Here is a 24736-nt window from a genome sequence, read left to right on the forward strand (position 1 = left end):
TTCTTCGACTTCATTGGCAGGACCGAAACCGAAATGTATAGCCGACTGCCCAGAAACGGAGAAACTGGAGACTCCGACAAAGAAGCGCTTTTTGCTTCTGCCGGCGGAGTTGAAGTTTCGGAGTTTCTAGGAGGCGACACTAGACAATTCGAACAGCGGAGGCGACTGCCCAACTCCGACAAGCGTTGGAGGGCCTGACAGTGAAGTCGCTCTTTGACTTCATTGGCAGGACCGAAACGTCTCGAGGAGTTAGGGAGCCGCAGCTGGACTAGCGTCTCAAGGAGTTAGAAGCCGCAGCCAGATAAGCGACTCGAGGGGCTAGGCGCTGGAGCTGGACACTAATCTAAGTGTGAAAAATTAATACTTTCTTATTCAACAAGCAAAAAGAGCAGCCAAAAGATTATCCGGCTGCTCACTCTATATCCATTTACATTTTTTCTGCTATATCATCCATCATTTCATCTATTGTAACAGTTATCTCATTTGTTTTCCTTGCTACTGCAATCGTGAATTCTAATAACTCTTTATACTTTTCTACTGGAATAGTTGAATTCGTTTTCTCGTATTCATTTACTTTAAGACCGAGATTTTGCAGAATCATGATTGCCTCTTCTACAGATCCTCTTTCAATTTCAAACATTCTGATTCCCCCTATTTCTCTGGTTGAATTCCATTATGAGGGAGTTAAACCTATTTTTAAATGGTAAAACTTTCATTAATAGCCAATCAATCTGTAAAAAATAGGTTGAAAGTCGTTATTTTTGTAGTTTCCACTGTAAAAATCATAAAATTAGTCGTTATACTTATAAAATCACCACTAAAGAACTAGAACTTTTTACCTTGTTAGAGTTATATTTCTTATAAATCCATTCGACTTATTGAATAATTTTCGAAACCTTATGGATGAATTCCTCGCCTGAGATCCATTTCCCACCACCTTGTACAAGAAATTCTGTGCCTCCACCCTTGCCATCAATTATTGAAATGGCCCTTTGTAAGAATCCCTTCAAGTCGACTTCTGTATTCTTGCCTTTTGCAAAAACGAATTGCAGCTTTTCCTCATTTTCAGACGCAAGCAAGTAAATCTTATCTTCAGCAGCTGAAACAAGCAGCCTGGCCAGCTTTTGAAGTTCCTGTATACTCCTGTTCTTGAATACAGAGCTGACGATATTATTTTTACCTGATCCAATGATGTCGTTTACTTCAAATCTTAATAACTGCTCCTTCATCACCTCAACTGTTTTTTCAAGTTCTTTCTTTTGGGAAAGAAGTCTAGTTACTGATGACCTCATATGCTGTTCTGGTGAATTGAGCAAAGCTGTGAGCTCCTCAATGACTTCATGCTTTTGCCCTAGCTTGTTCAGCACCCTTTTGCCACAAACAAACTCAACACGCACCATTTTCTTCTGCCGTTCCCAACCAAGGATTTTCAATGCCCCGACCTCTGCGGTGCTGTTTGGATGTGTGCCGCCGCAGCCATTGTAGTCAAAGTCTGGAATTATAACGAGTCTGATGTTATTAGAGACAGCTAATTCTTTCCTTAGTCTGTATTGCTTCAGTTCCTCTTCATCGACCCATTTAGTGACGATTGGGCGGTTTTCAATAATCACCTGATTAGCTAGCTCTTCTGCCTTTGCGACTTCGTCTGCTGATAGATTTTCTGTTTCCAAGTCTATGGTCAGAGTTTCTTGACCAAGATGGAAACTGACCGTTTTATATCCAAACAAATCCTCAAACGAAGCTGAAAGAATATGCTGCCCAGCATGTTGCTGCATATGGTCAAATCGCCGTTCCCAGTCAATTTCCCCTTCAACATGGATTGCTTCCATTAATCCTTCCTTTAGGTAATGACGAATTTCCCCTTCAACTTCATCAACATCCACTACTTCAACGCCATTTAAGAATCCGGTATCAAATCGCTGACCACCGCCTGTCGGATAAAAGGCTGTCTGCGAAAGGATTGCATATAACCTACCCGATTCGTCTTCTTTTTGGGTAATCAGCTCTGCTGCAAATTTTTTTATGTATGCATCTTGATAATATAATTTGCTTTCCATGTCATTGTTCACACTCCGAAATAAAACTTATGCTAACCAGTATAGCATTTTTCCCATTGTAAGTAGACGGATCATTATATCGGAAAATAGGGCAGAATCTACATAAAAAACAGCTTCCTGTTTACCGGGAAGCTGTTGGTGTTTTACTATACAGTTTCTAGAGCCTGCTCTGCCTTGTTGATTAGCGTCTTTCCTTGTTCTATCAATCCCTTAGGAAATGGAGCGTCCTTGTCTTCAGGAGATTTAAATTGGTCAAAAGACCCTGTAAATGCCCCGATATTCCCTTCCTGATCCACCTCGGTCTTGAATTGATGGTCAAGAAGGAATGGCGTTCCAATCTGGACAAAAGTGCCATCATTATCCAACGGACCACCAGTCGACTTGAAGGGAATACGTACGTACTGCCTGTCACCATGGTCGTCGTTCATCTTGTAATCGATATATGCATGATCATATTCCCACTGACCATTGACATTGAAACCAAGCGGGCTGAGCTTTTGCTTCAATTCACCGACAGTGAGTTCTTTTCCGTCTATATTAGATTGAATTGGAATCATAGTTCATACCTCTTTTCATTTGGATTAGTCTCATAACTTACTTTTTCCACTTGGAACAGAATATCAAACCTTCTTTAGCACACTGGCAAAAAGTGAGTATGATTTATCTCAATGAATCGGCACATTTTGTGTATGAATCTGTCTGTTGCCTAAAGTAATCACTACTAATCCGAAGAATCTACATATTACAGTCACTCCCTAATCTCTATAAATTCGGCAATAATCTTTACGATACCACGGTTGATCTCTACAATTTCAAAGCCTTCAAAAAAAGTGGAGACCCCGATAGGCCTCCACCAACAATTATTTAGTTAGATAATATACAATTGATTCATACGGACGCAGGGTAAGCCTTGAAATATTCTCGCTTGAATCCCCATAGTTGGAAAGTAAAATCCCAACCTCATACCCCTTAGCATCTACCGAATCAGGCAACTCAAATACAGTGTCTTTTCCATAAAAATTATTCACGACTAGCAGTTTTTCATTCTGCCCGTTCCTAACATATGCAAATATGTCCGGATGCTCTTCATGGATAAGCTGATAATCGCCAAAGGTGATAATATCATATTGTTTCCTCAACTGGATCAGCTTTTTATAATGATAGAACACTGAATTTTTATCAGCGAGTGCGTTATCAACATTTACAGTCTGATAATTCTTGGCAACATCAATCCAGGGAGTACCGTCTGTAAAACCTGCATGCTTTTCTGCATTCCACTGGACAGGCGTTCTGGAATTATCACGTGATTTGCTCTGCAGAATCTTCAGGATTTCCTCCTCGGCCATGCCCTCTTCCATTTTGATTTTATAGATATTTAATGATTCAACATCTCGATAATCGTCAATTCTATCAAAATAAGGATTGGTCATGCCTATTTCTTCGCCTTGGTAGATATATGGCGTCCCCTGCATCATATGGACTGCTGTACCCAGCATCTTCGCTGATTCCAGGTGGTATTCACCATCATTCCCATATCGCGAGACCACTCTCGGCTGGTCATGGTTACACCAGAATAATGCGTTCCAACCGCCGCCTTCATGCATTTCAACTTGCCACAAAGATAAAATCCGTTTCAGGGCAAGAAAATCAAAATCCACAAGTGACCATTTGTCACCATTTTCATAGTCAACCTTTAAATGATGAAAGTTAAATGTCATGCTCAGTTCGTTCCGATCCGGATTTGAGTATTTGACGCAGTTTTCAATCGTCGTAGAAGACATCTCGCCGACCGTCATGCTCTCATATTTGGAAAGTACCTCGGAATTCATTTCCTGCAAATACTCGTGTACTTTTGGTCCATCGGTGTAGAATTTCCGCCCATCGCCCGGTGGTACAGAACCATCATCATCTGGAAAATCCTGATCCTTTGAAATCAGGTTGATTACATCAAGCCTGAAGCCATCGATACCTTTCTTGAACCAATAATGCATCATCTCGTATACATCATTCCTGAGCTGTTCATTTTCCCAATTCAGATCAGCTTGTGTGACATCGAACAAATGAAGGTAATATTGGCCTGTAGCCTCCTCATACTCCCACGCATTTCCGCCGAATTTTGATTCCCAATTGGTAGGTGCACTGCCATCTTCCTTCGGGTCTTTCCAAATATAATAATTTCGGTAAATGCTATCCTTTGATTTCAGGGCATCCTGGAACCACTCATGCTCAGTTGATGAGTGGTTCACGACCAAATCCATGATAATTTTGATTCCGCGCGAATGTGCTTCCTCAAGCAGACGGTCGAAGTCTTCCATCGTTCCGTATTCTTTATATATTTGATAATAATCACTGATATCGTAGCCATTATCCCGCTGAGGTGAATCATAGACCGGCGTCAGCCAAATTATATCCACTCCCAGTTCTTTCAAATAATCAAGCTTGGCGATAATCCCCTGCAGGTCGCCTGTTCCATTGCCAGTTGTATCATTAAAACTCTTTGGATAGATTTGATAGACAACGGACTTTTTCCACCATGGTTCAGTCATAATAAAACATCCACCTCCATCAGGATTCACTCTCTAGGTGCTTTTACGCTTCTTTATTCTTTCTTGTTTTTGCCAAAATGAATGTCAGTACGAATGGTACGACAATCGCGATTCCCATCCCGATGAAGAAGACTCCCCAGAACTCAGTAAAGATTGACAGGAATGCAGGCAATCCGCCGACACCAATTGAAGGCGCCATTACTCCACGAAGGGTGATGACAATACCCGCAATTGCAGAACCAATAATTGCAGCGATAAATGGATATTTGTATCTCAGGTTTACTCCGAACATAGCTGGTTCAGTAATTCCAAGCCAAGCAGAAATGGCTGATGTCAGTGATAAGCCTTTCAGTTTTTCATTGTCCTTCTCTACAAACATCATTGCGAATGCTGCTGAACCTTGTGCGATATTGGATAAAGCGACCATCGGCTATAAGAATGTACCGCCGATTGTACCGATCAATTGCAGATCCACCGCTAAGAATGTATGGTGCATACCTGTGATAACAAGCGGTGCATAAAGGCCGCCATAAATCAATCCGCCAATTGCAGGCACTGCATCAAAAATTCCGACAACACCGTCAGTAATTAAGTTCCCAATTGTAAAAGTAATCGGTCCGATCACGATGAAAGACAGGAAACCTGTTAACAATAAAGCTATTGGAGCTACCGTCAATAACTGGAACGCATCAGGAATCCGCTTTCGTAAGAAAATTTCCATTTTCGCAAGAACATACGAAGCTAACAACACTGGCAATACCTGACCTTGATAGCCTACTTTCTCAACAGTCAGTCCAAACAAATTCCATGTAGGAATTTCTTTTGCTGCCCCGTAACCCCAAGCATTCAACAAATCCGGGTGCACTAGCATAAGTCCCAGAACAATACCTAGAAGCGGGCTTCCACCAAATTTATTAACCGCACTCCATCCAATCAAACCTGGCAAGAATACGAATGCTGTATTTGCAATTAAATTAATGATGCTGGCAAAATCGGCCCAGCCGGTATAAACGTCAATAAATGCCTGTCCTTCAAAGAAGATGTCCTTTCCAGTCAGGATATTATTGATCCCCATTAATAAACCTGCAGTAACAATTGCTGGAAGAATCGGAATGAAGATATCTGCCAGCGTCTTGATTGCCCTTTGAAGAGGATTCAAGTTTTGAGCTGCTGCATCTTTTATTTCTTCTTTTGAAGCTTCTCCAATTCCGGTAATCGCTACCATCTCTGCGTAAACCTTGTCCACAAGCCCCTGTCCGATCACGACCTGATATTGCCCGTTTGCGGAGAAAGATCCTTTTACAAGATCTATATTTTCCAGCTTTTCCTTATCCACTTTTCCTTCATCCTTCAAGGCAAAGCGCAGCCTTGTAACACAATGGGTGGCAGCGGCAATGTTATCTTTGCCTCCTACAGCTTCAACAATTTGTTCAACTGCTTGTCTATTCATAATTCCTCTCCTCCTGTTACCGTTTTCATGAAATATAAAAAAAGATTGCATCCAATTTCCGAAAGCTTGTATATACATGTTGTTTACGTTTTCATTTTACTTGTATATACATCAATAGTCAACAATTTTTAATCATCATTTAAAATTCCCAAAACAATTGATTTCAAACAAAGATTTATTTGCGTTTTTTTCAGTGCAAAAATTTATTAGCTGCTAGAGATGTTTTGTTAAAAGCATTGATAGGGTAAAAATAAGAGATAAGGAATTCTAGCAGGAAGGGTGTTTGAAATGTTAGATACAAAAAAACTCGAACAAGGGTATAAAAAGTTCGAATCCAAGGCGAAAGAGTATATAAAAAAACCTGAGAAAACGGATGTTTTATTGAAGGATGCAGGCAAAAAGGCTGAAGATCATAAAGGCTCTCTTGCTGAAATTTGGGACAACCTGCAGCTGCTGTTTGATTTAGTCGGGGCCTGGCGCCGGGGAGAATACCGAAAAATCCCGACCAAATCAATCGTGACCATCATAGCTACGATTATTTACTTCGTATCCCCGATTGATTTAATTCCGGACTTTCTCTTCGGGCTCGGAATTTTCGATGACGCAGCAGTAATCGGTTTTACCTTAAAACAGATTGCATCTGATCTGGAAGAATTCCGCATTTGGAGGGAAAGCCACATAGCGGGCGTTGCCATTATTGAAGAAACCTCATTCGAAGAAAATACACAGAGCCTGAATTAGCCCTATCTTAAGGGCTTTTTTTTCGGGGAAAATATCGTTCTTCCTATAGTTCAAAAGTGGGCTTTTATGGAATAAATACTTTGTCCTATTCTAATTCACACTCCCTTTCCGTACTTTATTATTAATAGTAAATTTTTTACAAGGTTTACTATTATTAAAGTTCTTTAAAAAAAGGGGGATGAATCATGCAAAAACTGTTCATGTTGACTTTTGTATTATTGCTCGTTTTCTCTGGTTCTGTCATTGCCTCTTCTTCACAAAATCAAAATAGAAATGCCAGTCCTGTCCAGGATTATCAAAGTAAATCCGCAGTAAATACTGAAGCGTATCTATGCTGGCAATGCACAAAATATGCCTACCACAATGGCTACAGGACGTGTGTATCGGGCGTATGGCTCACAACCTGTCCAGTCATGAATTAGTAAAACCAGAAAAAGGATGCTTCCTGTCAGCATCCTTTTTCTTTCACCGGATAAACAGCATGAAAATAATGGATTGTCCGGAATAACTTCATACCTTTGACCTTTCAACAGAACGGCAATATAAAAAAGAATACGTTTGTCCGTATTGACAGGAGCAGCGTAAGACTTCCCATCATACACAAGCAGTCATCCACATTAAATTATTTTATAGTGTCATCGTAGTAAATCAAAAAGCAGGTTCAAAATTGAACCTGCTTTTCCATATCTTCAATCATGGCAATCACTTTGGCTGTGTTACTTGCTTCAACTTTATATATGCGTTGCTCTTTCACTCTTTTGATATATACATTTCCATCATTAACCCATAATTTACATTTGTCTGGTTTCCTGCCCTCATAGATTAGTAATAGATCAAAGGTGTTTTCCATCTCCCCTGCATTCTTCACCGGGTTTCGCCCATTTACAGTCCTGTTCATTATCTCCAGCCACCCTTGGTCATCAATGATGGAAACTCCTTTTCTTGTCAGGTTCGAGTGGAGGTTAAATGGTTCTGAAGGGATAGATTTAGTGAGGTACGTAATGACAATTTCGCTTGGTGCCAATAACTCTGCAGGATTAATAGCAGCTAGCCCTTCCGGGGATTGACTTTTGATTTCTGTTAGAAGGTAGGCTGAGCAAACCAGTATCATCACCAATGTCAGGAGTCTGCCTGACCAATTCCTTGCTATATAGCTAATTGACTGATTCGGTCTTCCGGTCTGTAGTATTGAATTATATGTTTTTCTTTTTTGGATTTCCGATCTTGGGATTTGGCTAAGGCTTCTGAAGCTGTCTTTAATTTCAAATGATTTCTTCAATGATATCCCCTCTTCTCTTTAACTCTTTTTTTAAGGCAGCCATAGCCCGCGAAGTAGTGATTTTCACTTTACTTTCGCTCCAACCAAGAATCACCGCGGTTTCCTTAATTGAAAATTCTTTGATTTTTCTTAAGATCAATACCTCCTGGTAGTTGAGCTTAAGTGCTTTTATCCCTTTGTAAAGGAGTGATGTCTTCTCTCCCTTTACGATAATTTCAACGGGAGATGGCTGACAGGATTCAATGACATACTTGTCCAATGAAAAAAATCGCAGCCGCCTTCTTCTTCTTAAGTGGTCAATTGCAACATTCCGTGCGATTTTTACGATCCATGTGAAAATTTGTGAATCACCGTTGAATTGATGAATATGCTTGTACACCCTTAAAAAAGTTTCCTGGGTCAAATCCTCTGCGACTTCCTTCTTCCCGGTCAATAACAGGAGATAGCCGTAAACCTTGTCACTATATTCCTCGTATACTTCCTGAAAACGAATGCTGTAGTGATCGCTCAAAATTCTCCCCCCCTTTTTACAGACAGTTAGACGAACATGCACGAAAAAAGAATCGCTTTTTTCGGAATATTTTTAATTTATTTTAAAATAACAAGAATTCACATTTTTTTCATCGTTCTATTTGACTAGCCTGTTGTAAAATGATCATTAATAATGGATAAGCTTTAATAAAATTTGCCCTAGTTCAAAAGAAAAGAGACTGTCAACAGTCATCATGACCATTGGACAGCCTCTTTCCATGTTTTTATTAGCGATAGCATGCGCAGCCGACAATGATTAAAAGGATGAACAGCACAACGATCAATACAAAACCGTTGCCGTATCCAGCTCCTCCTACGCCGGGACCGCCATATCCACAGCCTCCGCTGTATCCGTACATAATATAACCTCCTAATGAAGTTTACTTAATCAAAATTTAGTAACCGAAACCCCAAGACGCTCCGATTATGATTAAAAGAATGAACAATACTACAAGCAGGGCGAAACCGCCACCATAGCCGCATCCTTCAGACATCGTAACAACCTCCTTTTTTTGTGTCCCTATATCCTATTCAGGCCGGAACAATTGTGCAATAAAACACCGAAAAAAGTACTAGCCCAATTAATATAAGCGTAAGAGTAAAAAAGGACGTGCTGAATAACATGGACAAAAAAAGAGAACCTCAAGTGGTCCTCTTCTTCACAGATTATGCCTATCCTATTTTTACCTGACTTTCCTGTGTTTCACTTAGAAATTCATATGTAATCAACGGATTGACCGGGATTTCCAGCCATCTTGAAACTCCATTATTGTTCACTTTCTCCATGTACACTGGTTTGCAATCTTCCAGCAGACACAACCTTAACGTCTCGAATCCACTTAATTCCCAAACAGCTTGCTCGATTTCTTTCTTTTCTTCCGCAGTCGCTAGAACTTTAGCTTTTTTAGGCTCTAGAAGGACCACAATCAATTCCTTCCGCATCTGTTTTTCAAGCTCCATCCTTGCAAAAGCCAATTTTTTCAGAGTTCTGTTCAGCTGCCACATGCTGATCCCAGCTATTTTTTTATAGATCATCTTTTATTGCCTCCAGTTTTCCCCCAACTCTTATTCTAAAAGACAATTCGAATAAACATAACATTATATTAGGGTATGGAAAAATTTCTAATAAAAAAAGATTGCGAAGCCGCAACCTTTTTAGGTTATATTAATTGGTATTTATAAGTCCAGTAAATATTTCGCGTACTTGGACATCCTGTCTTGTGTCCATTTTGGCGCTGAGACCATTTTGATATCGATATGCTCTAGGTTACCCATCTGCCCAGCCAGATGTTCACGGGCGGATAAGGCAATATAATCAGCAAGCATGCAATCTTCATTCCTTGTAGTCATAACAATTTCGACATCTTTCTCATTCTTGACACAGACTTCATAGACAAGGCTAAGGTTCACAATATCGACTCCAAGCATTGGTTCCTCTATTTCTTCAAGCATTTTATAAATTTCTTTTTTATCCATATTGAGTACCTCCTCCCGCAATCGTCAGGTCAATTATCTTGCTTACTTATATCATAAGAGTTACAGGAAAAATAGTGGAGTGACGCTCTTCACATTTCATATTATTGTCATTATTACAAGGATAATTTGTGTCAGTTTTACCAAGCGAGTTTAATTTCATTAAAAAAGCAGGCTGCTTGTTATTCAGCCTGCTTTACATCAACCTATTACCCTTTCCTGTTTGTTCAATTTTTTTAAATATAAAAGTGTTTCTTTATCCGACGATGCAGGAAGTTGGTACATTGACTGGTACTCCTCAGGCCCTTTACCTGTGATGAGGATCCACTCGCCACTCTTGGCGTTATCCCATGCCTCTTTTATTGCCAAGGTCCTGTCTGTAATGACACTTCCTTTGTTCATGCCAAATACATCGTTCAATTCTTTTAATTCATTGGTCATTTCTTCTTCGGATATTCCGTTCAGGTCATCGAAGGTCAAGGTGAACTCATCACTCATTGCAGCCGATGTTTTAACCATATGCTCTCTTTTTGTCTTGTCCCGCTCTCCACGGAATCCGAAGATATGCTTTACTCTAACTGCCTCATGCTCTTGTGCAGCTTGAAGGCAGTATTCAATCGCATCCTTTGTATGCGCATAATCAACAATGAAAGTAGCACCTTCAGGATGGGAGATCATTTCAAACCTTCCAGGCACGCCTGGGAAAGATTTTAAGGCTTCAGTAATCACGTCTGGAGCGATCCCGATTTCCACCGCTGTCAAGAAGGCCATTGCAGCATTATAGACATTGTGGAGCCCTGGTGATGGGAAGGTCAAGGGGTATGTGATTCCTCCCATTTGAACGTCAAATCTGCCAGCTTCATTCATTCTAATGTCGTCTATTTTCAAATCATGGATCTCATCATACCCAATTGAATATACTGGGATCTTTTTAGCTTTTAAAATACGTGCCAGCCTGTCACCCCACTTCCCCAACCTGCTGACAACAGCAGAACCTTCTTTTTTCATATAATTGTACATCATTGTTTTTGCCTCAAAGTAATCTTCAATTGTCGGATGGTAATCGAGGTGGTCATGGGATAAATTCGTGAACAACCCATAATCCAACTCAAGCCCTTCAATCCTGTATTGCTTCAGGGCATGTGATGACACCTCCAAAACAACAAACTCATCATCGCTTTTCGAAATCAATTCCTGAATTTGTAACGCATCTGGAGTGGTGTTGGAAGGCTTGTACACTTCATTATTTATAATATAAGACACAGTCCCAAGGAGAGAGCAGCTTTTACCCGCATGCTCAAGGATGTGTTTTAAAATGTAAGAAACGGTCGTTTTGCCATTTGTACCTGTAATGCCAATCACCTTATGCTTCCTCGACGGGTATTGATAAAATGCGCTAGCTGCCCTTCCCAATGCTAGCCTGCTGTCGAATACCTGTATATAAGGGACCGAAAAATCAAGCTCATTTTCACCGATGACAGCTGCAGCACCATTGTCTATGGCTTCATCAATAAACTTGTGGCTATCGATCTGAAAGCCTGTTATCGCAACAAACAGATCTCCTGGTTTTACTTTCCGTGAATCCATCTGGATTCCAGACAAATCAGGATCTGCATCATTCCTGTATTTTTTCAAACTGCTGTCCAGTCCTTCAAGTACCTTGGTTAATCTCATTTCCAAAACTCCCTTTTAACAAGCCTATAAACTCCACAGTCGAAATTATTAATGTATATAATATGTCTATTTTTATATTCCCCCAAATGTTTAAACTATGCTCCGTAAATGATACAAGATTTTATTTTTAAAAAAATGAGTAATAGGAAATAGAAAAAAAGACCGGCAATTTAGCCAGTCTTTTACTATTCTTTCCTGTTTCACTTTGAAAACTGGGATAAGTATTTAAAATTCAGTCTGCTATGCTGTTTGAGCATAAAGGCGGAGACTGTGGAGCCTCTTTTTCTAAGTGTATTCAGAGCATTGATCATTTCCTCAGCCGTACCAATTCCGATGCCATGACCATAATATAATCCATTTCCAAGGACTACAGCATTTTCTCCTCGCCAAATTGGTTTTTCAAAATCCGGATTCATGAAATAGACCACATCGCCAGGTATAAACTCATTCCCTTCTAACGTGATGATAGCCAAATCAGGGTCATAATTCCAATTCCAAACGAGCAACCCTCTGAATAAATAGTTGAAATCCGACAGTCTGATCGAATCCAGAACAGCTTTGTAAAAAATGATCACCATTGCTGTGGAGCACTCGAATGCATATTGCTGACCATTTTCATAAATATCTTGAATCGCGTCAGAAGGCAGGACATTCGGATTTAACAAGTAACCCATCGGCCCCTTTGTCCAATAAACTGGATTGAACCTTGAATATTTGAATGAGGTAAAAGCTACTGAAGCCTCCTTAAGCTTCAATGCCGCTTCAATGATTTTCTCCCTAAGATATATGTCGAAAATAAGCTGAAAGGTTGTGTCATATTCAAACATCGTCAGGCTATTATCTAATTCATTGTATATTTCTCTCTGTTTCCCTGACAGATTCTCAAGCATCTGGCCGCTTGCCGAATCTGGAAACCGGATGATTATCATCACACTCCTCCTCCATATTCCGCTAGTTAAACATACATTCTAACTATATGAAGATGAATCGCTTAAAAGACATTGAACAGGTCTTTTAAAAAAATACAGTTCTCACACTTATATGCTTGCCTGAAAGAATTCTTGCTTGTAAAATTCCCCATCCTTGTGCTTTAAGTTAATCTCGGTACTGAGTTTGTTTCAATTACCTAAAAAAGGGTATTTTTATTGAAATCAATGCGAGAAGGAGGCTTTTATCATGACACAAAAAAATAAGAAAAACATTCCTATCGATAATACTCAAAACATGGACAACCCGGAGCAATATGAAACCCGGACGAAAAGTCTTCATGACAAATTCAAAAGTGAATTGACCGTGGATCCGATTCCTATGGAAGACCTTAACCAGGAAAAACAGGAGGAGAAGGATGGCTATCATTCAAAGGATTCATCCTCGAGTGAAAAGAAATACAATGTAGATATCGACAACGAATTATAAAAATCGCCTTGGTACTTCCAGGGTTTTTTAGGTTTATGAAGCTTAAGAAAGAGAATATTAATAACAGACACAAAAAAAAGGAGGAATTCATGTGGATAATCAAAATTTAAAAGAAAAAATCACCCAGGTCCTTGGTGAATCAAAGGTTGGCACTCTGGCAACCGTAGTCGGAAATAAACCTCACTCTCGATACATGACCTTTTTCCACGAGGACTTGACGTTATACACTGCGACAAGTAAAGAAACCTACAAAGCGGAAGAGATTGAAAAGAACCCATATGTTCATATCCTGCTCGGATATGAAGGTGAAGGAATGGGTGATGCTTATATCGAATTACAGGGAAAAGCATCAATCCGTGAAGATGAATCACTCAAGGAAAAATTCTGGAATGAAAAGATGGAAAAATGGATCGAAAGTGCTCATGACCCTAACTACATTATTCTTGAAATAAAACCAGAAACCATTCGATTAATGAACGATAATGGAGAACCAGAAACCTTAAATTTATAATAAACCTCAGGAGATGGAACCAATCCATCTCCTTCTTTTTTGTATTTTTCGTCAAACTTTTGTTGGATTTATATGACAAATACATATTGAATAAAATTTATTAATATCGTAATCTATTGATGGATGCTGCTTGTGAATCATTTCACATTTTTTTGTCTATGTTATCAGGGAATCATTTATTTTTTTACCAATACATGTGAATTATTTCACAATAAACAACCAGAAAGAGGGATTATCGATGCAAACTCCAAAAGTTGTCATTTTAGGTGCAGGATATGGGGGTCTCATAACTAGCCGCCAGCTTGAAAAAACTTTACTGAACGGCGAGGCCCAAGTCACATTAATCAATAAACATGATTACCATTATATATCTACTCAACTTCATAAGACAGGTGCGGGCACTGCCTCGGACGAAAAAATCACTTTACATATCCCTGACCTTTTTAAGACAGATAAAATCAAATTCAAAAAAGGAACGGTACAAGCCGTAGACCCTACTTCAAAGAAAGTCCAACTCGAGTCTGGTGAATTTATCGAATATGATTACCTGATGATTGGCCTCGGATTTGATGTGAGTACATTCGGTATTCCTGGAGTTGAAGAAAATGCTTTTAAAATCAAAAGTTTCAGAAGTACTAAGTCCATGTACAACCATATTCTCAAACAGTTCGCAGCCTATAAAGAGGACCATGATCCTTCAAGACTGACTTTTGCTGTTGCCGGTGCGGGCTTTACCGGTATAGAAATGATTGGTGAGCTAATAGAAGCGATGCCAAAGTTATGTCTCACATATGATATACCTTTGTCGGTGACAAGAATTATCAATATTGAAGCGTCTGCATCTGTTCTGCCAGGATTTGATAAAGAAGCTATTGACTTTACAGAAAGCTATATTAAAAAGAATGGTGTAGAGCTGATGGACTCTACAAAGATACTTGAATGTTCTCCAACTTCCATAACATTGGACAATGGCGAAGAACTTCCTTCAAGGACCTTGATTTGGTCGGGAGGTGTGCGGGGTAACACCCTCCTCGAAAAACTGGATTTACCTATTTCGAAGGGCCGCATCATTGTTGATGAATTTTTGCGTGTACAAGGAATGGAAAATGTCTTTTGTATCGGGGACGCAGCATTATTCTTGAAAGAGGATGGAACCCCACTCCCTCCTACTGCCCAGGTGACCATTCAACAGGCAGAGGTTTGCGGACCAAACTTAATTGCCAGCTTGAGAGGTGAACAACTCAAAGCATTCGAATACCACCACAAAGGTACAGTCGCTTCCATCGGTAATAAAGCAGCTGTCGGAAAAATCTTCGGTTTGAAGATCAGTGGTTTTTTCGCAGCTTTAATGAAGCAAGTAATCGAAGCTCGCTACCTCTTTGTACTCGGTGGACCAGGTCTGGTCATCAAGCAACTCTTTAAAGTAGGTAAACCACATTCAGAGCTGGCTATTTCCAAACCCAAATAATCATTCAGCGATGTCTTCAACATGAAGGTAACTAAACTTAACAAGCATCGGAGCCTCATGGCTCCGATGCTTGTTTTTGTGAAGCAGTCAACCCATCTCCCGGAGGACGCTTCCCCCGTTTCAAATCATTTATTGTCAGGCCAAACCTCATTTCCAAGTGCGGATAATCCTTAAAGTGATTCCAGTCTCCTCCCCACGTAAATCCTAGCTCCTTGGCAATGCCTACTACTTCCATCCAATCTGATTTCCCATTGCCATTTCCATCATAAGAAGTGTCCCATAGGGCTTTTCCTTGTTTATTCAATAACGCGAAGTCGATTGCCAGACCAAAATTATGGTAAGATTCCCCGGCTTTAGCATGTGTGACTATTTGGCCTTCTTTAGATCTTCCCTTTTCATATAACTGATTCTGCTCATCAAAACTCCTAAAACCATCCGTTACCAAGACCCTTATTCCTCTTTCAGCTGCCTTCTGGACCAGCATATCCTTATTCTCCTGGACAACTGGATGCAGTTGCTGTGGCAAAGGAACATCTTCATTAATTTTAGGCTGGCTGAGGAATTGATAATATAAAAGGAGCGCAACCAAAATCAGCAAAAAAGTGATGGATGCGTTCCCGAAAAATTTATTTTTCACGGTAAAAGTCCTTTCAGCTATTCTTTATTATCTATTATATAACGAATTTCCTCCATCCTTGGTTTCATGGGGATTTTTTCGAAATAAAAAACCTGGCAGTAGTTTTTGCCAGGCAGCCACCCTAAAGTCAAATTTAATATTTCCGAAAATCCTATTCAAACTTGTATTTCTCTAAAATGCGATCAGCGATCAGTTGGTATCCTTTATCATTCAAATGGAGCGAATCACTGAAATACTTTTGTTTATCTTTACCTTTAAACAAATCATTGGTTGGAATGTAACTTACCAGTTTTTCTTTTTTCGCAGCTTTTATTATTTCTTTATTCCAATCATTAATTATCGCTTCGATTGCTGCGCTGTCAGGGTAGGGATTATATAGTCCCAGCAGAAGGATAGGCGCTTTTTCGTTCTTATCAGTCAAAATATTGAGGATCGCCTTCAAATTCTTCAAATACTCTGCCTGCCCTTTCTCGATTTGCCCATGCTTCAGATTCTTTAAATTCTCGCCATTGCTATTGATTAAATCATTAGTACCGATATAAAGAATAAAATAATCTGCTTCATCAAGCTTCCCTCTAATAGTGACATCAGACAGCTGAGTAAGGATACCAGAAGATTCAAGACCATAAATAGCTTCATTATCAAAGTTGAAATCCTTTTTGTTACCCTTGTTCAACATGGATTGCAGTGTATCAATATAACCCGAGCCCTTCTTATCACCGTAACCATAGGTAAGAGAGTCTCCGAATGCTATCACCAGCCTGTCACCTTCCTCTTTTTGAGTGTTGACCACACTGAATGCAGCCATAGAGACAACAATAATTAATATTAGAGATGAAATCAAGATTGTTTTTTTCTTCATGTTGTGCCCCTTCTCTACTTCTTTTTGATTTTTTACCCTTTATACCTGGAATATGAAACATGAAGAATTCTTCTTAAAATTCCCTATTGCTAATGCTGGTTCGACGTGTTATATTTATCAAGCGATGAGCTGAATTGTGTAAGCCGACAGACACTCCTTCATGGAAATGCACGATGTGGCGTGCAGTCAGTCGCCTCAATACGCAGAAAAGACGCCCTATGGGCGTCTTTTCTTATTTTACAGGATATTTCTATTTATTTTCATAACCGTCACGGTACATTCCTGAAGGATTATTTAAACCATCACGGTCCAGGTCAGCGGAATTATTTAGTGAGTCACGCTGGCGGTCAAGATCTGATTCATTGACTACAGAATCGTCGTCTGCTTCCAGATGTGCTTCTTCATGCTTTACACTTTCGACGACTTGTTCAGGAGCAGTCACTTCTCGCTTGCCAATGACAAGCTCTTCCGAAACAACCGGCTTCTTAGTAACCTCTATCTTTTCTTCCATGATTGGTACACGGATCGTTTCATCGTCATCAATAGAAGCATCCATGCCAGAAGAAGTTTCGTTCACGTCACGTCTTTCCACGTAAACTTCCTCTCGTGTGACTGGAATGTTGACCTTCTGCTGTTCTTCGACCACTTCCTTGTGAACCTCCACTTCGCCTGCCTGTACCCTTTCCTTAGAAACATCAAGCTGCTCTTCTCTTAACCTCAAAGTCTGCTCATCAGTATTATCAAAATCTCCTGTTACTGATGTATCGTTTCTGTCATATGCTCCGGTTACTGATGTATCTGTAACATATCCTGTTTCTTCAACATCAATTCCGGATGCAGCTGTTTCTGCCAATAGGATGATGCGTCCATTTAGAACATCTTCTTCGTATTCACTTGCTGCGTCATCTGTTAAGCCTACACTAACCAGACGGTCAGAAATAGAAGGCTCATTGCCACCAAGATTTCTGTCTGCATCAAATGCTGTCATCAGGCTTTGCCAGAAACCGCCTTCCCTATGGTCATCAGTTTCATTCCCGATATTTTCAGTTGTTATACCTGTTCTGCTTTCAAGCGCAGTGGTAACATCCTTTGTATCACCAATGATTGAGAAATCCTGAACGGCATAGCCGGTGTTTTTATATTCTTCAATTGCATCAATCAATTCTGTTTGATTATCATATACTCCAACTACTTTTTTAGCCATTTTACATTCCTCCATTTCAATGTATGATTCATCCGGTTGCCCCGGTAGTGTATTCTTACCCGGCGAGGACAGGAACTCAAACTATTTAGTACTTGCCAAAATTAGCCACAACCGTAATGTGCAAAGAACAAAAAGCGCAAGCGCCTTGTTCAGCCCCTACAAGCGCTGGAGGGCCTGACCGTGAAGTCGTTCTTTGACTTCATCGGAAGGACCGAAGCGACTCGAGGGGCTAGGCGCTGGAGCTGGATTAAGAAAACTTCACTGAGTTATTCACAATCAATAATTTTTTATAAATTCCTTAAACAAGAAAAAAGCCAGAATTAGTCCGGCTTTTCATCTTCGTCCTTCTTTAGAACCTCTAAATAGGCAATATGATACTCGTCGATCTCGATAATCTTGAAAAGATAATCTTGTTCTTCTATTTCGTCACCAATTTCGGCATCGATATTTTTAGTCATGAACCATCCGCCGATTGTATCTACTTCATCTTCTGATATATGGATGCCTAACAGGTCATTCACTTCATCGATCAATACTCTTGAGCTGAACAGATAGTGATTTTCATTTACCTTTCTTATTTCTGCAATTTCGTCAACATCAAACTCATCTCGGATGTCTCCGACAATTTCCTCAAGAATGTCCTCTACAGTCACCAGTCCGGATGTTCCGCCATATTCATCAATCAAGATGGCTATATGGATGCGCTCTTTCTGCATTTTGACGAGTAAATCATGGATAGGGATTGTTTCAATTACTCTAATGACAGGCTTGATAAATGACGACAGGATCGATTCTTTTTGAAGATCCTTACGTGTCAATTTAGCAGTGAGTATCTCCTTGATATTGATCATCCCTACGATATTATCCTTCTCGCCATCTATAACTGGATAGCGTGTGTATTTCTCTTTTTGAATCACATCTATAATGGTATCGATATCATCTGTTATATCAAACGTGACAATTTCAGTACGTGGTACCATTATTTCTTTAGCAATCCGCTCATCAAACTCGAAAATATTATTTACATAGTTTAGTTCGTTTTGATTAATCTCACCGCTTTCATAACTCTCTGATAAAAGAATGCGGAGTTCCTCTTCAGAATGGGCAATTTCATGCTCAGATGCGGACTTCAAACCGAACAGGCTGACCAGAAGCCTGGCTGAACCATTCAACACCCATATGAAAGGGTACATAATCTTATAAAACCAGATTATTGGCTTGGAAAAAGCAAGGGTGACTGCTTCTGCTTTTTGGATTGCTACCGTTTTTGGAGCTAGCTCCCCAACGACCACATGCAAAAAGGTGATCGAAGCAAAGGCAATTCCAAACGATAAAATACTGGATAAGGACGAATTTAGATGAAAGTTTTCGAATACAGGATGGAGCATTTCTTCAACTGTGGGTTCTCCTAGCCACCCCAGGCCAAGAGCTGTAATCGTAATACCCAGCTGACAGGCCGATAGATATTCATCGAGATGTGTGATCACGTGCTTTGCCGATTGTGCTCCATTCCTCCCTTCTGCAATCAGCTGGTCAATTCTTGAACTCCTCACTTTTACGATGGCAAACTCTGTCGCTACAAAAAACCCAGTTAAGGCAATTAATAAAACAACTAAAAACAAATTAGTAATAATCAATGGGCAAGCCCTACAATCGTAAGGCAGTCACCTCCTAGAAGACAGTACTTCATTCAAAACAAAATGATGGTCAAAGGAATATTTCTTTAGCACCACGATGTTTTGTTCATTTTTTAAATTATACCCTTATAGTAAACAGCTAACGCATATTAGAGGAAAAACGTGAATCATTCCACCCTTATTATGGGTCGCAGGTCAAAAATATATCAAAAAATAGGCTTTTATGGTTATCCGCCAAAAGGTAAAAGCACTAGTTTCTTTCAAACAAAAATATACGACTAATTAACCCATTTCCCTTAACTAATTTTGAAAAATGCCGAAAATAACAATAATATGAGAACCTTTCAGGACTTAACCCGACTCCTGCAGTTTAATTATTGGTAGTTGTTCTCAAATGAATTTATCGCTTACGAAGATCAGAGGGAGTGGACAAATTGCTTTTCAAGAAAAAGAAGAAGAACATGGCAATGAAAGCAGTGACTTCAAAGAAATCAAGCAAAAAAAAATCCAACAAAAATATGAGTCTTAAACTAAAGATTGTATCTTTAAGCATAATCTCAATGCTGCTTCTTGCTTTGGCTACTACATCTTATGCTCAGTACACCATCAGGACGAGCAACATGGACTCGATGGAAGCAGAACTTAATACAATTTCAAGCTTGTTATCGGACCAGGTTTCTGCAGGGAAAGCAAAAACAATTATTGCCAATCCTTCAAAAAACAATCCAGGTGTTACCTCAATGCAGAAACAAATGGACCAAATTCTAAAAGAAAACCCCTTAATACATAATCTTTATTTAATTACGAAGAACGGGGAAAAGTTTGTAATCCCAACAATGAGCTCAGCAATGATGTCCAAGGATATTACATATGGTTCGAATTATTCTGGCGGCAAGGATTTTGAAAAAGCAGCTCTAGAAGCTTTTGAGGAAAACAAACGGACAACAACTGACATTTACAAATCGCAAAACGGTGAAAAAATGACCGGTTTTGCGCCAATCTCCGATATGACAGGAACAACTATTGCCCTCTATGGAGTTGAATTTGACGTTTCCCAGGTAAATAAAAAGATTAATGCTGAGGTCGCGGGCATATGGATTCTATCTCTTATTATTCTTGCCCTTTCAAGTGCAGCTATGTATTTCCTGGTGTCAAGACTCATTAAACCGCTGAACAACATCAAGGTTTTAACAGCAAACATCGCAAAAGGTGACTTGTCACAAGATGAGATCATCGTTACGTCAAAAGATGAAATCGGATCACTAGCTATAAGTATTAATACAATGGCTGCCTCCCTTAGAACACTCGTTTCTCAGGTACAAACAAGTTCAAGGGAAGTTTCAAGTGAAACAGTTGGGTTATCCAATATAGCCTCAAGTTCGGTTGAAGCTATCAGGGAACTGACATCAGCTAACCAGCAAGCTGCCGCAAGCACACAAGAACAGAATGCCAACATCGAAGAAATGCAAGCAACATTGGAAGAAATCAATGCCGGTATCGAAGAGATAAACGCATCTGCTCAGCAGGCAAGCTTCATTGCTAAAAATTCAACGGTAACTTCCAAAGAAGGAACCGTAAGAATCGACGAGATGCTTGAAGGACTTGAAGCTGTAGATGAAAATACAAACCAGCTGGCTGATATTATTACTGTGCTTGAAAAACAATCAGACAAAATTACACAATTCGTCAAAATCATCAATACAATCTCTGATCAGACAAACCTGTTGGCATTGAACGCGGCCATTGAAGCTGCAAGGGCTGGTGAGCATGGGAAAGGTTTTGCGGTTGTCGCAAACGAAGTTCGGAAGCTTGCTGAGGAAAGCGCAAAATCAGCCTCCATTATCATTTCCATCGTTAACGAAAATATCCAGAACACTCGTACTGCCGTTGACTACATCACAAAAACAAGAGAAGCTGTACAATACAATAAAGACCTTTCTGCTAAGGCAAAAAATACACTTAATGAAATCTATGAAACGACATTGGAGATTGAAGACAACTCCAATAATATTGCAACTGCCATTGAACAGCAGGTCAGCGCATTTGAACAAATAACTAATTCTCTTGATACAGTCTCTCAAGCTTCCCAGCAGATTGCCGCAGGCACTGGACAGACGGACCAGTCCACACAAGAGCAGCTAAGAATCGCAGAGAATGTAAACGAGACGACAAAAATCCTCCAGCGGACAGCACTTGAGTTGGAAAAATTGACCGGGAATTTTAAATTATAGTTTTGTTAAGTACGTAACGTTTGGTTTTAATGGCAAGCTCTTTTCTCAAACTTTGTTGCTATTGACATCAACATAGAATGGAATGACCTATTTTTCTTCAAAAAAGAGAAAAGAGCCAGCAAAATTAATCTTGAACTTCAAACTGGCTATTTATTACGTTAAAACCGGCTTTAGGATTTTAACAACAATCTTTACGAAAACAGACTATTAGAAAAAAGGATGCCACCGCGGCATCCTTTTTTATCTTTTCCTGAATCCTTCTTCTTCTAAATATTGTTTGGCTTCATTGTATGAAAGGAATGTACCATCCAGATTAAGTCCAGCATATACATTCCACATTTCATCTTCATGAACAAGAATCAATGTGTGGTTTTCTGAATTAATCCAGCGTTCTTCTTCATTGTTCTCAATGATGGCTGATTCGATGGTGCTGTTGGGGGATAAGGACTCAATTGACTGTTCAATGATTGATTTTAGCTCATTCGAAGTAAAATCACGGATATTTACCATTCCCTTAGGATCCATGTCATAGCCTTCTAAAAATTCACCATAGACAAACCCATTTCCATTTGGGTGAAGGTGATAGACAACGTTTTTCTTGTCGTATACGCTCTCAGAATAATGAAAGTTTACACGGTCTAAAGAGACATCTTTTCGTTCAAGTTGAGGAAATGATTCAATAATTGCAAGTTTTTGTTCAAAAGTCAGCATAATTGCCTCCATATTAATAACAAATTTTTAGATTCTGTTCATTATAACATTTGACAGTCGAGTAACAAATAAATCTTGATCAAGCAAAACGTATGTTACAAAAATTGATTTAAGATATAATTAAGTTACGTAAGGAAGGAGTGATTTTATGAAAATGGTTAGTGCAATTAAATCTAAAAGCAAAATTATCACTATGAAGAGATTCCTCCAAACTCACTCGACCAGGGATTATTGTTTGTTTTTGCTCGGAATCAATACCGGAATCAAACTTCAGGAATTACTTAGTCTAAGAGTCCACGATGTATGCGATAAGCATGGAGAAATTGCAGACTTTCTTTCCTTTCCGCTCTATTTCAATCCTCCAGTTTACTTAAATTCCTCTATAAAGCGGTCCCTAAAAAAATATATAAATGAAAATTCTTTAATCGATACAGACTATCTTTTTAAGTCGAGAAAAACTTCTAACCCAATCACAAGACAACAAGCCTACAGGATTATCAATGCAGCAGCAAAAAATGCCGGAATTGATGAACCGGTAGGAATGACCACTCTCAGGAAAACATTTGGCTATCATGCTTACTCTCAGGGTGTAGCAATTTCACTCATCCAAAAAAGACTGCAGCATTCCTCGCCGTCAGAAACAAAGCATTTTATTGGAGTAGACCAGGAAACAGTCCCGGTTAAAATAAATATCAATCTATAAGGAGGAGTTTTTATTGCCTGAACACATTATTAGTACGGACTCATTCATCCTGCTTTTAGCTTTTTTATTCATTGTCGGGGTGTTGACTACGAGATTTTCAACAAGATTAGGCGTTCCCTCCCTCATCCTTTTTATCTTGGTTGGAATGGTCATGGGCAGTGATGTCCTGGGTATCATCTATTTTGACAATGCATCATTGACACAGAAAATCGGTGTAATTGCACTGATCATCATTTTGTTTGAAGGCGGCCTGCAGACAAATTGGAAGGATGTCAGGCCGGTGATTGTGCCTTCTTTATCATTGGCGACTATTGGAGTTTTAATTACCTCGGGTATTATCGCGGCGGCTGCTAAGATGATCCTGGGCCTCGACTGGCTTGAATCCATTTTATTCGGTGCGATAGTTGGTTCAACTGACGCGGCGGCTGTGTTCGCAGTCCTGAAAGACCATAATATCTCTCCAAAACTCGGATCCACCCTTGAAGCCGAATCGGGATCGAATGATCCGATGGCAGTATTTTTAACAGTCGCAATGATTGAACTGATTACCATGCCGGATACAAGTATCTTGACATTGATTGGTGATTTCTTTTTGCAAATGGGGCTTGGTTTGATACTGGGGATCATATTTGGAAAGATAGCTGTAAAAGCTTTGAATTCCATCAATCTGGATTCCAGTGGACTATATCCTGTATTTGCAACCGCTTTTGCATTGCTGACTTATGGCATTACAGCTTTCCTAAACGGCAGCGGGCTTTTGGCTGTATATATTGCAGCTATTCTGATCGGTAATGCGGAAATTGCCTACCGCCATTCTATATTCCGTTTTTCAGAAGGTTTTGCCTGGATGATGCAAATTTTGATGTTTGTCATCCTCGGACTTCTTGTATTTCCATCAGAACTTTTTACTCCTGCTATTTTAATTCAAGGAATTCTTATCTCATTGATTCTTATATTTATAGCAAGACCAGTTGCTGTGTTCATCTCAACGATTAAAATGAAGTACACCCAAAAAGAGCGGATTTTCCTTTCATGGGCAGGATTGAAAGGCGCTGTCCCTATAATCCTTGCCACCTTCCCATTGCTGGCAGGTATCGAGGACAGCCATCAGATCTTCAATGTTGTCTTCTTCGTCGTACTCACAAGCGCACTGATTCAGGGAGCTACCATACCAATGCTAGCCAATAAGCTGGGATTGAATGGACCTAAAAAAACGATTCCGATGCAGTCACTTGAGTTGATTTCATTAGGAAAAGCTGATGCAGAGATGATTGAATATGAAATGGAGAGCGAAAGTGCAATTGTCGGTAAAACCTTGATGGACATCCCCTTTCCAGAAGGGACACTGGTGAATGCGATCATCCGCCACGGCAAACTGATTGCACCTACTGGTAATACGGTCATCATGGCTGGAGACTTCCTTTACATTCTGTCCGGGCGAAAAAATAAGCCGAAACTGAAGAAACTGCTAAAGGAAAAAGCTCTATATTCACAAAATGCACTCGATCTGAAGTAAATAGCTGTTTTCGTCAATTTCAATGCTTTCAGAGCCTGGACCTGCCGAAAACAAATTAAAACCAGTGAGCAACCTCACTGGTTTTAATC

At 39.7% G+C, this 24736-nt stretch carries 27 protein-coding genes and 1 pseudogene; 10 read left to right on the forward strand and 18 right to left on the reverse strand.

The genetic code is table 11. The features are described from left to right. Window positions 1-33: 33 nt before the first annotated feature. On the forward strand, window positions 34-198 hold the full coding sequence (locus LC048_RS14525; RefSeq protein WP_226600308.1) for a hypothetical protein: 165 nt from the start codon (window positions 34-36) through the stop codon (window positions 196-198). Window positions 199-427: 229 nt separating this feature from the next. Here LC048_RS14525 and LC048_RS14530 read toward each other — a convergent pair whose 3' ends face one another. From LC048_RS14530 to treP, 5 genes and pseudogenes are all read right to left on the reverse strand, one after another. After that, entirely contained in the window at window positions 428-640 is a 213-nt protein-coding gene (locus LC048_RS14530; RefSeq protein ID WP_226600307.1) for a hypothetical protein, read from the reverse strand. A 235-nt stretch (window positions 641-875) separates the two neighbouring features. After that, complete coding sequence (locus tag LC048_RS14535; protein ID WP_226600306.1) at window positions 876-2057, reverse strand: alanyl-tRNA editing protein; 1182 nt, start codon at window positions 2055-2057, stop codon at window positions 876-878. Between the two features lie 146 nt (window positions 2058-2203). Beyond that, a complete protein-coding gene (locus tag LC048_RS14540; RefSeq protein ID WP_226600305.1) occupies window positions 2204-2614 on the reverse strand; it encodes a YugN family protein in 411 nt (136 codons plus the stop codon). Between the two features lie 303 nt (window positions 2615-2917). After that, window positions 2918-4603, reverse strand: coding sequence for an alpha,alpha-phosphotrehalase (treC, locus tag LC048_RS14545; RefSeq protein WP_226600304.1), 1686 nt, complete (start codon window positions 4601-4603; stop codon window positions 2918-2920). Window positions 4604-4646: 43 nt separating this feature from the next. Next, window positions 4647-6053: pseudogene (gene treP / locus LC048_RS14550) on the reverse strand (PTS system trehalose-specific EIIBC component). A gap of 288 nt (window positions 6054-6341) precedes the next feature. On the opposite strand from treP, the gene LC048_RS14555 reads away from it, so the two are divergent. Then, window positions 6342-6794: a YkvA family protein gene (locus LC048_RS14555; protein ID WP_226600302.1), complete on the forward strand. Its 453-nt coding sequence runs from the start codon at window positions 6342-6344 to the stop codon at window positions 6792-6794. Window positions 6795-6979: 185 nt separating this feature from the next. Further along, a complete protein-coding gene (locus LC048_RS14560; protein WP_226600301.1) occupies window positions 6980-7216 on the forward strand; it encodes a hypothetical protein in 237 nt (78 codons plus the stop codon). A gap of 239 nt (window positions 7217-7455) precedes the next feature. On the opposite strand, the gene LC048_RS14565 is transcribed toward LC048_RS14560, so the two are convergent. The 8 genes from LC048_RS14565 to LC048_RS14600 form a co-directional block, all read right to left on the reverse strand. Continuing rightward, entirely contained in the window at window positions 7456-8073 is a 618-nt protein-coding gene (locus tag LC048_RS14565) for a hypothetical protein (protein ID WP_226600300.1), read from the reverse strand. Next, window positions 8057-8584 carry an RNA polymerase sigma factor gene (locus LC048_RS14570; RefSeq protein WP_226600299.1) on the reverse strand — a complete coding sequence of 176 codons (528 nt, stop codon included), beginning with the start codon at window positions 8582-8584 and terminating at the stop codon, window positions 8057-8059. The genes LC048_RS14565 and LC048_RS14570 overlap by 17 nt, the downstream gene beginning before the upstream one ends. A gap of 247 nt (window positions 8585-8831) precedes the next feature. Continuing rightward, a complete protein-coding gene (locus tag LC048_RS14575; RefSeq protein ID WP_226600298.1) occupies window positions 8832-8963 on the reverse strand; it encodes a YjcZ family sporulation protein in 132 nt (43 codons plus the stop codon). Between the two features lie 36 nt (window positions 8964-8999). After that, complete coding sequence (locus LC048_RS14580) at window positions 9000-9098, reverse strand: YjcZ family sporulation protein (RefSeq protein WP_023615168.1); 99 nt, start codon at window positions 9096-9098, stop codon at window positions 9000-9002. Window positions 9099-9276: 178 nt separating this feature from the next. Next, complete coding sequence (locus LC048_RS14585; RefSeq protein ID WP_226600297.1) at window positions 9277-9639, reverse strand: hypothetical protein; 363 nt, start codon at window positions 9637-9639, stop codon at window positions 9277-9279. A gap of 141 nt (window positions 9640-9780) precedes the next feature. Beyond that, the gene (locus LC048_RS14590) at window positions 9781-10080 is read right to left on the reverse strand and encodes a metal-sulfur cluster assembly factor (RefSeq protein ID WP_306047979.1); all 300 of its coding nucleotides are present in this window, start codon (window positions 10078-10080) and stop codon (window positions 9781-9783) included. Window positions 10081-10278: 198 nt separating this feature from the next. Further along, window positions 10279-11751: a UDP-N-acetylmuramoyl-L-alanyl-D-glutamate--2,6-diaminopimelate ligase gene (locus tag LC048_RS14595; protein WP_306047980.1), complete on the reverse strand. Its 1473-nt coding sequence runs from the start codon at window positions 11749-11751 to the stop codon at window positions 10279-10281. 200 nt (window positions 11752-11951) lie between these two features. Continuing rightward, window positions 11952-12680: a protein-glutamine gamma-glutamyltransferase gene (locus tag LC048_RS14600; protein WP_226600294.1), complete on the reverse strand. Its 729-nt coding sequence runs from the start codon at window positions 12678-12680 to the stop codon at window positions 11952-11954. Window positions 12681-12927: 247 nt separating this feature from the next. Between LC048_RS14600 and LC048_RS14605 the strand changes: the two genes are divergently transcribed. From LC048_RS14605 to LC048_RS14615, 3 genes are all read left to right on the forward strand, one after another. Then, the gene (locus LC048_RS14605) at window positions 12928-13167 is read left to right on the forward strand and encodes a hypothetical protein (RefSeq protein ID WP_226600293.1); all 240 of its coding nucleotides are present in this window, start codon (window positions 12928-12930) and stop codon (window positions 13165-13167) included. Window positions 13168-13258: 91 nt separating this feature from the next. Then, on the forward strand, window positions 13259-13678 hold the full coding sequence (locus LC048_RS14610; RefSeq protein ID WP_226600292.1) for a pyridoxamine 5'-phosphate oxidase family protein: 420 nt from the start codon (window positions 13259-13261) through the stop codon (window positions 13676-13678). 238 nt (window positions 13679-13916) lie between these two features. Beyond that, window positions 13917-15146, forward strand: a complete 1230-nt coding sequence (locus tag LC048_RS14615) for an NAD(P)/FAD-dependent oxidoreductase (protein WP_306047981.1) — start codon at window positions 13917-13919, stop codon at window positions 15144-15146. 55 nt (window positions 15147-15201) lie between these two features. Here LC048_RS14615 and LC048_RS14620 read toward each other — a convergent pair whose 3' ends face one another. From LC048_RS14620 to LC048_RS14630, 3 genes are all read right to left on the reverse strand, one after another. Continuing rightward, the gene (locus LC048_RS14620; RefSeq protein WP_306047982.1) at window positions 15202-15783 is read right to left on the reverse strand and encodes a M15 family metallopeptidase; all 582 of its coding nucleotides are present in this window, start codon (window positions 15781-15783) and stop codon (window positions 15202-15204) included. A 151-nt stretch (window positions 15784-15934) separates the two neighbouring features. Then, window positions 15935-16645, reverse strand: a complete 711-nt coding sequence (locus LC048_RS14625; protein ID WP_226600290.1) for a GDSL-type esterase/lipase family protein — start codon at window positions 16643-16645, stop codon at window positions 15935-15937. A 250-nt stretch (window positions 16646-16895) separates the two neighbouring features. After that, window positions 16896-17849, reverse strand: a complete 954-nt coding sequence (locus tag LC048_RS14630; protein ID WP_226600289.1) for a YsnF/AvaK domain-containing protein — start codon at window positions 17847-17849, stop codon at window positions 16896-16898. A gap of 180 nt (window positions 17850-18029) precedes the next feature. Between LC048_RS14630 and LC048_RS14635 the strand changes: the two genes are divergently transcribed. Continuing rightward, on the forward strand, window positions 18030-18173 hold the full coding sequence (locus LC048_RS14635) for a hypothetical protein (RefSeq protein ID WP_226600288.1): 144 nt from the start codon (window positions 18030-18032) through the stop codon (window positions 18171-18173). On the opposite strand, the gene LC048_RS14640 is transcribed toward LC048_RS14635, so the two are convergent. Beyond that, complete coding sequence (locus LC048_RS14640; RefSeq protein WP_306047983.1) at window positions 18170-19486, reverse strand: hemolysin family protein; 1317 nt, start codon at window positions 19484-19486, stop codon at window positions 18170-18172. The two genes, LC048_RS14635 and LC048_RS14640, sit on opposite strands and share 4 nt — an antisense overlap. 434 nt (window positions 19487-19920) lie before the next feature. Between LC048_RS14640 and LC048_RS14645 the strand changes: the two genes are divergently transcribed. Beyond that, window positions 19921-21717 carry a methyl-accepting chemotaxis protein gene (locus tag LC048_RS14645; RefSeq protein WP_226600286.1) on the forward strand — a complete coding sequence of 599 codons (1797 nt, stop codon included), beginning with the start codon at window positions 19921-19923 and terminating at the stop codon, window positions 21715-21717. A gap of 240 nt (window positions 21718-21957) precedes the next feature. On the opposite strand, the gene LC048_RS14650 is transcribed toward LC048_RS14645, so the two are convergent. Next, the gene (locus tag LC048_RS14650) at window positions 21958-22428 is read right to left on the reverse strand and encodes a hypothetical protein (protein ID WP_306047984.1); all 471 of its coding nucleotides are present in this window, start codon (window positions 22426-22428) and stop codon (window positions 21958-21960) included. Window positions 22429-22576: 148 nt separating this feature from the next. Here LC048_RS14650 and LC048_RS14655 point away from each other — a divergent pair, with 148 nt between their 5' ends. Together LC048_RS14655 and LC048_RS14660 are read left to right on the forward strand one after the other, a co-directional pair. Further along, window positions 22577-23131 (forward strand): tyrosine-type recombinase/integrase, encoded by a 555-nt coding sequence (locus LC048_RS14655; RefSeq protein ID WP_226600284.1) that lies wholly within the window; start codon window positions 22577-22579, stop codon window positions 23129-23131. A 13-nt stretch (window positions 23132-23144) separates the two neighbouring features. Continuing rightward, window positions 23145-24647 (forward strand): potassium/proton antiporter, encoded by a 1503-nt coding sequence (locus LC048_RS14660; protein WP_226600283.1) that lies wholly within the window; start codon window positions 23145-23147, stop codon window positions 24645-24647. Window positions 24648-24736: the final 89 nt, after the last annotated feature.

Source organism: Mesobacillus subterraneus (genome assembly GCF_020524355.2).
Taxonomy (GTDB): domain Bacteria; phylum Bacillota; class Bacilli; order Bacillales; family Cytobacillaceae; genus Mesobacillus; species Mesobacillus subterraneus_C.

Coding starts and splice junctions, on each gene's coding strand:
- LC048_RS14525 (WP_226600308.1), top strand. CDS start 34: ATGTATAGCCGACTGCCCAGAAACGGAGAAACTGGAGACTCCGACAAA.
- LC048_RS14530 (WP_226600307.1), bottom strand. CDS start 640: ATGTTTGAAATTGAAAGAGGATCTGTAGAAGAGGCAATCATGATTCTG.
- LC048_RS14535 (WP_226600306.1), bottom strand. CDS start 2,057: ATGGAAAGCAAATTATATTATCAAGATGCATACATAAAAAAATTTGCA.
- LC048_RS14540 (WP_226600305.1), bottom strand. CDS start 2,614: ATGATTCCAATTCAATCTAATATAGACGGAAAAGAACTCACTGTCGGT.
- treC (WP_226600304.1), bottom strand. CDS start 4,603: ATGACTGAACCATGGTGGAAAAAGTCCGTTGTCTATCAAATCTATCCA.
- LC048_RS14555 (WP_226600302.1), top strand. CDS start 6,342: ATGTTAGATACAAAAAAACTCGAACAAGGGTATAAAAAGTTCGAATCC.
- LC048_RS14560 (WP_226600301.1), top strand. CDS start 6,980: ATGCAAAAACTGTTCATGTTGACTTTTGTATTATTGCTCGTTTTCTCT.
- LC048_RS14575 (WP_226600298.1), bottom strand. CDS start 8,963: ATGTACGGATACAGCGGAGGCTGTGGATATGGCGGTCCCGGCGTAGGA.
- LC048_RS14580 (WP_023615168.1), bottom strand. CDS start 9,098: ATGTCTGAAGGATGCGGCTATGGTGGCGGTTTCGCCCTGCTTGTAGTA.
- LC048_RS14585 (WP_226600297.1), bottom strand. CDS start 9,639: ATGATCTATAAAAAAATAGCTGGGATCAGCATGTGGCAGCTGAACAGA.
- LC048_RS14590 (WP_306047979.1), bottom strand. CDS start 10,080: ATGGATAAAAAAGAAATTTATAAAATGCTTGAAGAAATAGAGGAACCA.
- LC048_RS14595 (WP_306047980.1), bottom strand. CDS start 11,751: ATGAGATTAACCAAGGTACTTGAAGGACTGGACAGCAGTTTGAAAAAA.
- LC048_RS14600 (WP_226600294.1), bottom strand. CDS start 12,680: ATGATAATCATCCGGTTTCCAGATTCGGCAAGCGGCCAGATGCTTGAG.
- LC048_RS14605 (WP_226600293.1), top strand. CDS start 12,928: ATGACACAAAAAAATAAGAAAAACATTCCTATCGATAATACTCAAAAC.
- LC048_RS14615 (WP_306047981.1), top strand. CDS start 13,917: ATGCAAACTCCAAAAGTTGTCATTTTAGGTGCAGGATATGGGGGTCTC.
- LC048_RS14625 (WP_226600290.1), bottom strand. CDS start 16,645: ATGAAGAAAAAAACAATCTTGATTTCATCTCTAATATTAATTATTGTT.
- LC048_RS14630 (WP_226600289.1), bottom strand. CDS start 17,849: ATGGCTAAAAAAGTAGTTGGAGTATATGATAATCAAACAGAATTGATT.
- LC048_RS14650 (WP_306047984.1), bottom strand. CDS start 22,428: ATGCTGACTTTTGAACAAAAACTTGCAATTATTGAATCATTTCCTCAA.
- LC048_RS14655 (WP_226600284.1), top strand. CDS start 22,577: ATGAAAATGGTTAGTGCAATTAAATCTAAAAGCAAAATTATCACTATG.